The 9673-nt window shown below is 67.7% G+C and carries 9 protein-coding genes and 1 pseudogene; 8 read left to right on the top strand and 2 right to left on the bottom strand.

Annotated elements, in window-relative coordinates; genetic code table 11:
* Window positions 1-414 (bottom strand): annotated as a pseudogene (locus G3N93_RS26865) (hypothetical protein); the annotation flags it as partial.
* 96 nt (window positions 415-510) lie between these two features.
* The gene (locus tag G3N93_RS26860; RefSeq protein ID WP_174936808.1) at window positions 511-1914 is read right to left on the bottom strand and encodes an HdeD family acid-resistance protein; all 1404 of its coding nucleotides are present in this window, start codon (window positions 1912-1914) and stop codon (window positions 511-513) included.
* Between the two features lie 170 nt (window positions 1915-2084).
* On the opposite strand from G3N93_RS26860, the gene G3N93_RS26855 reads away from it, so the two are divergent.
* From G3N93_RS26855 to G3N93_RS26820, 8 genes are all read left to right on the top strand, one after another.
* Window positions 2085-2930 (top strand): hypothetical protein, encoded by an 846-nt coding sequence (locus G3N93_RS26855; protein ID WP_206134326.1) that lies wholly within the window; start codon window positions 2085-2087, stop codon window positions 2928-2930.
* 54 nt (window positions 2931-2984) lie between these two features.
* Entirely contained in the window at window positions 2985-3551 is a 567-nt protein-coding gene (locus G3N93_RS26850) for a helix-turn-helix transcriptional regulator (protein ID WP_206134325.1), read from the top strand.
* Window positions 3552-3668: 117 nt separating this feature from the next.
* Window positions 3669-3878 carry a hypothetical protein gene (locus G3N93_RS26845; protein WP_174936802.1) on the top strand — a complete coding sequence of 70 codons (210 nt, stop codon included), beginning with the start codon at window positions 3669-3671 and terminating at the stop codon, window positions 3876-3878.
* A gap of 107 nt (window positions 3879-3985) precedes the next feature.
* Window positions 3986-4567, top strand: coding sequence for an HD domain-containing protein (locus tag G3N93_RS26840; RefSeq protein ID WP_206134324.1), 582 nt, complete (start codon window positions 3986-3988; stop codon window positions 4565-4567).
* Window positions 4568-4622: 55 nt separating this feature from the next.
* Complete coding sequence (locus tag G3N93_RS26835; protein WP_206124014.1) at window positions 4623-5351, top strand: bifunctional 2-polyprenyl-6-hydroxyphenol methylase/3-demethylubiquinol 3-O-methyltransferase UbiG; 729 nt, start codon at window positions 4623-4625, stop codon at window positions 5349-5351.
* Window positions 5352-5646: 295 nt separating this feature from the next.
* Window positions 5647-6840 carry an efflux RND transporter periplasmic adaptor subunit gene (locus tag G3N93_RS26830; RefSeq protein ID WP_206134323.1) on the top strand — a complete coding sequence of 398 codons (1194 nt, stop codon included), beginning with the start codon at window positions 5647-5649 and terminating at the stop codon, window positions 6838-6840.
* A gap of 2 nt (window positions 6841-6842) precedes the next feature.
* Window positions 6843-8897 (top strand): MacB family efflux pump subunit, encoded by a 2055-nt coding sequence (locus G3N93_RS26825; protein WP_206134322.1) that lies wholly within the window; start codon window positions 6843-6845, stop codon window positions 8895-8897.
* 13 nt (window positions 8898-8910) lie between these two features.
* Window positions 8911-9673 (top strand): TolC family protein (locus tag G3N93_RS26820; RefSeq protein WP_206134321.1); only part of this gene is annotated, 763 nt, incomplete at its 3' end.

The raw sequence follows: 9673 nt of genomic DNA, 5'->3' as shown, positions 1-9673 counted from the left end.
CGGGTGCACATCTTGTGGTTTTGTTGTTAAGGGCGCGCGACCACCGAGATCTACCCCCTTGCGCCCCCCCGTTCCCTCCGCGACGCCCTCCCGATCTATCGCGCCCGGCTCGCACGGCGCGAGCCCCTTGCGCTCCGCCGCCGGCAGCTTGCTGCGCGCGCCTTCGTCGATCGACGTGGCGGATGCCGGCGGCAGGCCGCCGATCGCCGCGACGATCCGGCTGCCCGCGGCGATCATGTCGCCCTGGCACTCGATCTTCTCGGCGGCCGCGACGTTCGAGCAGAACGACACCGACGTCCGGTACACGTCGTTGCTCATGCGCGGCACTTCGTCCGAGCTCGCCTGCGCGAAACCGGCGCTCGTCAGCGCCAACGCAGCGGGAATCAGGATGCGGAATGCTCTCGTCTTGTTCATTGTTGTTTGCGTATGGGGGTTCTCGTGGCGGGCAACATCGCGCGGCCGCACGGTGGCGGCCGCCGTGACGCCGGGCCCGCGTCCGGCATCGCGCGATCATTTCATCGACGCCGCCTCCGATCCGCCGGGCGACAGCGCCGCGTTGTCCTGCTCGCGCCAAGTACGGCGCGACACCATGATCGCCTTCACGGCCGAGCGCGCGACTTTCCACCACGCGAACGGCCGCGGATCGGCGAGCATGCTGAGCGCGCGTGCATAGTCGAGCGTGAGCCCGGGTGTCCACGCCATCGTCACCGCGCGCTTGCGGATCTGCGCGGCAACCCACAGCTCGGGCGTGAGCAGCAACCGCACGAACGCGCCCCACCCGGCGCGCGCGCCCTTCAGCCGCCATACCGCGCCGTCGAGTGCGGCTTCGAGCGCGTTCGACACCGTGCTCGAGCAGTTGCGGTGCGTGAGGTTGTACGTCAGGTTCTGCCGGTACGACGACCAGAAGGCATCCAGCTTCGACGCATCGTAGTTGCGGATCCGTACACGCACGGTCGACGGGCACCACGCCTTCGACTCGGTCGCGTAGTCGGGCTGGAACAGGCCCGGCACGTCGTTTTCGCGTGTCGCGCGCAGGATGCGCGTGAATTCGTCCGGAGAACGATCGATTTCGACGCCGGGATACAGGCTGATATAGATGCCCTCGGGTGACTCCAGCGCCGCGTGTCCGGTCGAGATCACGCCGTTCACGTCCACGGCCGCGATATAGCGGTCGATCACCGGATAGCGCTGCGCTTCGGCCTTCGACGTGCCGGTCGGTGTCCACACGTGCACGGTGAGCGCATGCTCGCCGTCGGCCGGCGGGCCGTCCCATTCGGATTGCGCGAAATGCGGCAGGTCGCGCGCATCGTCGAGATCCGGCGCAAGCGCCGGCGCCGGCGACGTTGCGAACGCCGGATTGCGCGTCAGCCGCCGCACGCGCGCGGCGAGGCTCAGCATGTGCATCCCGCCGAATATCAGCAGCAGGCCGAGGCAGTACGGCACGGTGCCCACATAGTGCGTCGGGTACGGCTGATAGAAGAAGATGGCCAGCAGGATCTCGACGACGCCCCATGCGAAGGCGACGTTCCAGCGGCGATAGCGCACCATCCACGCGGCGGTGCACTGCAGCAGCCCGTCGACGAGGAACAGCGTGCCGAAGATCATCGACAGCAGGAAATGGCCGTGGTGATGCCCGGCGAACACGAGCCCCGCGGCGACCACCACCACGATCCCCTTCACGTAGCGCAGGATGCGCTGCCCGCCGACGCCGCTGCCGGCCACCGCGAGCGTCGCGAGCCCCTCGATCAGGAACAGCCACGCGAAGATCTGGATTGGAAAATGCAGCGCACCGTCGAGCGCATCGACGAAGATCACGACGCCCGCGACGACCCACACCCAGCCGAGCACGGTCAGCCCGCGCCAGCGGGTGCGCAGGTATTCGATGCCCAGCAGCAGCAAGACCAGTCGTACCATCGCGCCCTCTCGTCATTTTTTCGGGATACGCGCTGGCCACGCGTTTCCTGTCGTTTCGACCGCGCGTCGTGCAATGCGCCAGCCGAAAGGCGGTAATTCGTACCGGCGCGTCATGCCTCGACATGACCGTTGGCGGCCGGTATCCCCCCGCACTGGCCGAATAATAAGATATGGCGCAGATGGTTGAAAGCGCGACGAAAACGTTGTCGACATCGCACGGACGGGACGAACCGGCCGCTGCCGAGGCAGACTTCCCGTTCGACAACGCGCGGCGGATACGCGAGAATCCGGCTACGAGGGCATCGAAAGAACCGAACCGCACAAGACGGGACGAGACAATGACCATATCGATCGCACGCCGGTGCTGGCTCGCCGCCGCATTGGTCGCAGGCTACTTCGCGCTGCCGGGCTGCCACGAACCGCAAGTACACACGGAACGACCGCTGTCCGAGGATCAGTTTTTCAAGTCGGGGCTGGTTCGGGAACAGCCGTACGATGAGGTGGTAACCGGCTTCATGGTCACGAAAGACCATGCGAAGCTGATCGTGCTGGGCCGCCCCGTCCACTTCGTCCTCGATCTGCCGGATACGCTGCGGTCAGCCATGTCGGCCGGCTACCGGACATCACTGCGTTGGTCGTTCTCCGGATTCCGGGCGGTGGGTGGTCACGTCAAAGGCCATTACCGCGTCGTGCTGCCGGATGGCGCTTCAGCAGTCGATCAGGTGACGGCGGCCGCGCATGGGTTCGTCGCCGTGCACGACGGTCTCGCACTCGAAGGCAACATCGCCGGAATGCGTTATTCCACCCAAGGCTTCGACATACCGCCCAAGGTGGCGGCGCAACTGCTCGACCGGCCGTACACGATTTATGCCCGGCATGTGACGGAGGCCGTGGCAATCATGAATCTCGCGATAGAACCCACACCGGTCACGGCCGCCGTCGACGGCGATCTTGTCCTCGGCGGCGCAGCATTGGTTCCGGTCGAACTCGTCGCGATTCAGGCGCCAACGGAATGACGATTCCATCCATCGCCGCTGCAACGCGGCGCACACCCCGAACGGAGCATCGCCATGACCGCCTCACCGCTTCATACGCCGCCGCTCGGCCCGCAACTCAAGCGCTGGCGCGCGCTGCATCGCGTCAAGCAAAGCCATGCGGCCGAGCTGTTCGGCGTCGCGCAATCGACGATCTCGCGCTGGGAAGCCGGCCGCCAGCAGATGTCGCCCGACGAGCGCGCGACGGCCGAGCGGCTGCTGGCCGCGCGCCTCGATTCGGCCGGCGATCACGCGCTCGCGCGGCTCGTCGCGGGCAGCGCGGGGCGCATGCATCTCGTGTGCGACCTCACGCACCGCCTGCTCGCGTCTTCTCCGGCGCGCGCGGCCGAATTCTCGCAACCGCTGTCGATGCTGCTCGGCACGTCGCTGTGGCGCTACGCGACGCCCGAGATCGTTCGCATGGAAACCGCGCTCGATACGCTCGGCTGGCATGACCATGCAGGGCCGCCGAGCGTCGAATTCGATACGGGCGCCAATGCGTCGCGCGTCGTGCCGATCCGCGGCAGCATGTGCCGATGGACGCGGATGACGTTGTCGGACGGGTCTGCCGCGCGGCTCGTGGAGACGCTCCAGGATGCATAAGCGCTGGATCGCGATGCAGCACCGCGGAACGGCAACGGCGCTGCGTCCTTCAACCTGTCCGGCACGCGACGCTAAAGATGCGTACGTGAATGGCAGCACACGAAGGGGAAATGCCACATGTCGACGTTTGTCATGCGAGAACTCGTGATCGTCGCGTTCATTCTCTATACGGGCGCCGCCGTGCTGGTCGCGCTTCGCTCGGGGGTGGCCAACGCCGGCGGCAGGCGCGTGGCGCGCCGCAGCAGCCCCTACCTGTTCAGCCTGATCGTCGTCGTTCAAACGGGTTTCTTCGCGCTGTTCTGCTGGGCCGGGCTGTTCGTGAAGTAGCGGCGCGACAAAGCGCCCCGATCCCGCTCGCACCACGCATATTTCATGCGTGGACGAACCGCTTGTCCCCGCATTACGCTAGACGGCTCATCGCAAGGAAGCCGACCATGACCCCCGATACGATCCACGCGCGGCTCGCGTTCCTGCGCGAAGCCGAACGCCTGAAGGATGTGCTGCGCAGCGGCTACACGTCGTCCGGGCGAGCGGAAAGCACGGCCGAGCACAGCTGGCGGCTGTGCCTGATGGCGCTCGTGTTCGCCAACGCGCTGCCCGGCATCGACACGCTGAAGCTGCTGAAGCTGTGCGTCGTCCACGATCTCGGCGAGGCGCTGCACGGTGACATCCCCGCGATCGAACAGGCCGCACACCCCGACAAAAGCGCGCACGAACGCGACGACCTGCTGACGCTGACCGCATCGCTCGATCCTGCGCAGCGCGACGAAATCGTCGCGCTGTGGGATGAATACGAAGCAGCCGCTACGCCGGAAGCGCGCGCGGCAAAGGCGCTCGACAAGCTCGAAACGATCCTGCAGCACAACCAGGGCAGCAACCCGCCCGATTTCGACTACGCATTCAATCTCGGCTACGGCCGCCGCTATACCGACGCCGCGCCGCTGTTCAGCGCGATCCGCGAGATCGTCGACGCCGACACGCAACGCCGGATCGACGCGGGCGGGCCGCACGCGTAAGCTCGCGGGATCGGGCGTGCGGCACCGCGCGCCCTGCCCGCACGAGGCCTGACCCATGACGCAGAACATCTACGACGACCCGGCCTTCTTCGAAGGCTACAGCCGCCTGAACCGCTCGATTCAAGGCCTCGACGGCGCACCCGAATGGCCCGCGCTGCGCGCGCTGCTGCCCGACCTGCACGGCCGCAACGTGCTGGATCTCGGCTGTGGCTACGGCTGGTTCAGCCGCTGGGCGGCCGACCAGGGCGCGGCCAGCGTGCTCGGCATCGACGTCTCGGAGCGCATGCTCGAACGCGCGGCCTCGACCGCCGCGCACCCGGCGATCACATACCGCCGCGCCGATCTCGAAACGCTCACGCTGCCGGATGCCGCGTTCGATCTCGCGTACAGCTCGCTCGCGTTCCACTACGTCGCGCACCTCGACACGCTGCTGCGCACGATTCATCGCGCGCTCGTGCCCGGCGGGCAGCTCGTGTTCTCGATCGAGCATCCCGTTTATACCGCGCCGCGCCGGCCGGGCTTCGTCGTCGATGCGCAGGGCAACCGGTCCTGGCCGCTCGACGGCTATCAGCGCGAAGGCGAGCGCGTGACCGACTGGCTCGCGCCGGGCGTCGTCAAGCAGCACCGCACGCTCGGCACGCTCGTGAACCTGCTGATCGGCAGCGGCTTCACGCTCACGCACCTGGACGAATGGGGGCCGACGCAGGCACAGGTCGATGCGCTGCCCGCGCTCGACGAGGAACGCGACCGGCCGATGATGGCGCTCATCGCCGCGCAGCGCTGACGCACGTTAACGCGGCTGCAACACACGCACGGGCCTTCGCCCGTTGCTCTCACAGTTCGCAATAGTGACGCCGCCCTGCCCCCGCTCCGGGCCAGCGTTCGCACAATTCAGCACAATTTCCACACGATTTGGCGTGATGTCCTCGCTTACCATGAGCGGCTGATTCGACTCGGCACGCCCGCGCGATGCGTACGCGGATGCCGTCGCGGGCAACCTGCCCGACATGCGACGCCGACCGGATCGTCCCGACCGGCCGCACGCATCGCCGGCACCGCCTGATCCTCGCCGCACGCTCATGACTCAGAAGACCCATCGCCGCCGGCGCATCGTGCTGGCCAGCCTTGCCATCGTCGCGATCGCCGCCGGCGTCACGCTGAAGGCGTGCGCGCCCGACAAGCATCCGCAATACCTGTCCGCGCCCGTCTCGCGCGGCGATCTCGAGAATGCGGTGCTGGCAACCGGCGCGCTGCAGGCCTTCCGGCAGGTCGACGTCGGGGCGCAGGTGTCGGGGCAGTTGAAGTCGCTGAAGGTCAAGCTCGGCGACAAGGTCACGAAGGGCCAGTGGCTCGCCGAGATCGATCCCGTGATCTCGGAAAACGCGCTGCGCCAGGCGCGCGCCAGCGAAGAAAGCCTGCGCGCACAGCAGCAATCGACCGCCGCGCAACTCACGCAGGCGGAACTCGCGTTCAAGCGCCAGCAGGCGATGCTGCCCGACGATGCGACCTCGCGCGAATCGTTCGAGGCCGCACGCGCGACGCTCGACGTGCAGCGCGCGACGCTCTCGTCGCTCGCCGCGCAGATCCGCTCGGCCCGCATCCAGATCGAAACCGCACAGGCGAACCTCGGCTACACGCGCATCGTCGCGCCGATCGACGGCGAGGTCGTCGCGGTCGTCACGCAGGAAGGCCAGACCGTGATCGCGCAGCAGCAGGCGCCGGTGATCCTGAAGCTCGCCGATCTCGACACGATGACCGTGAAGGCGCAGGTGTCGGAAGCCGACGTGATCCGCGTGAGTGCCGGCCAGACCGCGTATTTCACGATCCTCGGCGAACCGGACAAGCGCCACTACGGCAAGCTGCGCGCGATCGAACCGGCGCCGCAGAACTACGCCGAAGCGCAGAGCCCGCTCGGCGGCGGCGCGGGCGGCGGCTCGAAACCGAACTCGGCCGTGTTCTACAACGCGCTGTTCGAAGTGCCGAATCCGGAACATCGGCTGCGCATCTCGATGACCGCGCAAGTCAACATCGTGCTCGGCAACGCCCGCAACGCACTCAGCATTCCGGCCGCCGCACTCGGCGAAAAACGCAAGGACGGCACCTATGCGGTACGCGTGCTGCGCGCCGACGGCAGCACGGAAACGCGCAACGTCCGCATCGGCATCAACAACAACGTGCGCGTCGAAGTGCTGGCCGGCCTGAAGGACGGCGAACGCGTCGTGATCGGCGAAGCGGCCGGTGACGACCACGCACCGCTGGCGGATGTGGTGTGACGATGAGCCAGCCCTTGCTGAAACTCGCTGCCGTCACCCGACGCTTTCCGGCGGGCGACAAGGATGTCGTTGTCCTGAACAACGTCAACCTGTCGATCCACGCGGGCGAGATCGTCGCGATCGTCGGCGCGTCGGGCTCCGGAAAGTCGACGCTGATGAACATCCTCGGCTGCCTCGACCACCCGAGCGAAGGCACCTACACGGTCGGCGGACGCGACACGCACATGCTCGACAGCGACGAGCTCGCGCAACTGCGCCGCGAACACTTCGGCTTCGTGTTCCAGCGCTACCACCTGCTGCCGCACGTCGACGCGGTCGCGAACCTCGAAATGCCCGCGATCTATGCCGGCACGCCGCGCGCCGAGCGGCATGCACGCGCACGCGAACTGCTCGCGCGCCTCGGGCTCGCGGATCGTGCGCACCATCGCCCCGGGCAACTGTCCGGCGGCCAGCAGCAGCGCGTGAGCATCGCGCGTGCGCTGATGAACGGCGGCCAGGTGATCCTCGCCGACGAACCGACCGGCGCGCTCGACACGAAAAGCGGCCAGGACGTGATCCGCATCCTGCACGAGCTGAACGCGCTCGGCCATACGATCGTCATCGTCACGCACGACAAGGCCGTCGCGCGCCATGCGAAGCGCATCATCGAGATCAGTGACGGCGAGATCGTCGCCGACCGGCCGAACCGGCACTATGCGGAAGCCCTCGCGGAAGCGGGCGCCGATGCAGCGGAAGCGGCAGAAGCGACCGAAGCAGCCGCCGGCGAGTCACCCTCACTTGATCGCCACGACACGCTGACGCCCACGGCCGTCGACACCGATCCACATGCCGATACCGGCACGCGACGCTTCGCGGCCGGCTCCGGCCGCTTCGCCGAGGCCTGCCGGATGGCATGGATCGCGCTCGTGTCGCACCGGTTGCGCACGCTGCTGACAATGCTCGGCATCATCATCGGCATCACGTCGGTCGTGTCGATCGTCGCGATTGGCGAAGGCGCGAAGCGCTACATGCTCGACGAGATCGGCAGCATCGGCACGAACACGATCAACATCTATCCGGGCACCGACTGGGGCGACAGCCGCGCCGACGCGATCCAGACGCTCGTGCCCGCCGACGTCGCCGCGCTCGCCGAGCAGCCGTACGTCGACAGCGCGACGCCCGAAACGTCGCGCACGCTGCTGCTGCGCTACCGCAACGTCGACGTCAATGCGCTCGTGAGCGGCGTCGGCGACCGCTTCTTCCAGGCGCGCGGGATGCGCTTCGCGCTGGGTGTCGCCTTCGACGAGGACGCGGTACGTCGCCAGGTGCAGGTGGCCGTAATCGACCAGAACACGCGCCGCAAGCTGTTCGGCGCGACGCGCAACCCGATCGGCGAAGTGATCCTGGTCGACAACGTGCCGTGCGTCGTGATCGGCGTGACGGCCGACAAGAAAAGCGCGTTCGGCAGCGTGAAGAGCCTGAACGTATGGGTGCCGTACACCACCGCGAGCGGGCGTCTCTTCGGGCAGCGCCATCTCGACAGCATCACCGTGCGCGTGCGCGACGGGCAGCCGAGCGCCGCCGCGGAGAAAAGCCTCGAAAAGCTGATGACGCAGCGCCACGGCCGCAAGGACTTCTTCACGTACAACATGGACAGCGTGGTGAAGACCGTCGAGAAGACCGGCCAGTCGCTCACGCTGCTGCTGTCGCTGATCGCCGTGATCTCGCTCGTCGTCGGCGGGATCGGCGTGATGAACATCATGCTGGTGTCGGTCACCGAGCGTACGCGCGAAATCGGCATCCGGATGGCGGTCGGTGCGCGCCAGTCGGACATCCTGCAGCAGTTTCTCGTCGAAGCCGTGCTCGTCTGCCTGCTCGGCGGCACGATCGGCATCGCGCTGTCGTTCGGGCTCGGCGCACTGTTCTCGATGTTCGTCGCGCAGTGGAAGATGGTGTTCTCGGCCGGCGCGATCGTGACCGCGTTCGTCTGCTCGACGCTCACCGGTGTGATATTCGGCTTCATGCCCGCGCGCAACGCGTCGCGGCTCGATCCGATCGATGCGCTCGCGCGCGACTGACGCAAGGCCCGCCATGACGCATTCCTCACCGCTTCACCGCCTGGGCGCATTCGCGTGCGCGGCCGCGCTGCTCGCCGGCTGTGCGGGCGCGCGCCATGAACCGCTGCCCGCCGTCGCGATGCCCGCGAACTGGGAAGCACCGGTCGCGGCCAGCGCACCGGCCACCACGCGCGACTGGTGGCGCAGCTTCGGCGATCCGCAACTCGACGCGCTGATCGACGACGCGCTGCGCGCCAACAACGACCTCGCGATCGCGGCGATCCGCGTATACCGTGCGCAACTGCAGGCCGGGCTCGCGGATACGAACCTGACGCCCACCGTCTCGCTCGGCGCGAACGGCGCCGTATCGCGCACGCTCGATACGCACCAGATGAGCCGGACGAGCGGCGTAACCGGTTCGCTCAGCTATGAAATCGACCTGTGGGGCCGGCTGGCCGCGCTGCGCGACGCCGCGCGCTGGGAGGCCAATGCGACGGCCGCCGATCTCGAAGCCGCGCGGCTGTCGCTGATCGGCACGACCGCGTCGCTGTACTGGCAGATCGGCTATCTGAACCGGCAGATCGCGCTCGGCGACGCGAACATCGCGTATGCGGTCCGCACGCTCGCGGTCGTCCGGTCGCGGCACACGGCCGGCGCCGTATCGGGGCTCGACCTTGCGCAGGCCGAACAGAGCCTCGCCGCGCAACGCGCCGCGCAGACGCAACTGATCCAGCAGCGCACCGAGAACCGCCACGCGCTCGCGATCCTGTTCGACCGGCCGCCGCAGCAACTCGCGG

This window comes from Burkholderia sp. Se-20378, assembly GCF_017104665.1.
Taxonomy (GTDB): Bacteria; Pseudomonadota; Gammaproteobacteria; order Burkholderiales; family Burkholderiaceae; genus Burkholderia; species Burkholderia lata.
The sequence above is the reverse complement of the archived record's forward strand: the minus strand, read 5'-3'. Positions and strand labels throughout refer to the sequence as shown.

What these genes read in the sequence shown, in the direction of transcription:
- G3N93_RS26860 (WP_174936808.1), bottom strand. Translation starts at nt 1,914, where the DNA reads ATGGTACGACTGGTCTTGCTGCTGCTGGGCATCGAATACCTGCGCACC.
- G3N93_RS26855 (WP_206134326.1), top strand. Translation starts at nt 2,085, where the DNA reads ATGGCGCAGATGGTTGAAAGCGCGACGAAAACGTTGTCGACATCGCAC.
- G3N93_RS26850 (WP_206134325.1), top strand. Translation starts at nt 2,985, where the DNA reads ATGACCGCCTCACCGCTTCATACGCCGCCGCTCGGCCCGCAACTCAAG.
- G3N93_RS26845 (WP_174936802.1), top strand. Translation starts at nt 3,669, where the DNA reads ATGTCGACGTTTGTCATGCGAGAACTCGTGATCGTCGCGTTCATTCTC.
- G3N93_RS26840 (WP_206134324.1), top strand. Translation starts at nt 3,986, where the DNA reads ATGACCCCCGATACGATCCACGCGCGGCTCGCGTTCCTGCGCGAAGCC.
- G3N93_RS26835 (WP_206124014.1), top strand. Translation starts at nt 4,623, where the DNA reads ATGACGCAGAACATCTACGACGACCCGGCCTTCTTCGAAGGCTACAGC.
- G3N93_RS26830 (WP_206134323.1), top strand. Translation starts at nt 5,647, where the DNA reads ATGACTCAGAAGACCCATCGCCGCCGGCGCATCGTGCTGGCCAGCCTT.
- G3N93_RS26825 (WP_206134322.1), top strand. Translation starts at nt 6,843, where the DNA reads ATGAGCCAGCCCTTGCTGAAACTCGCTGCCGTCACCCGACGCTTTCCG.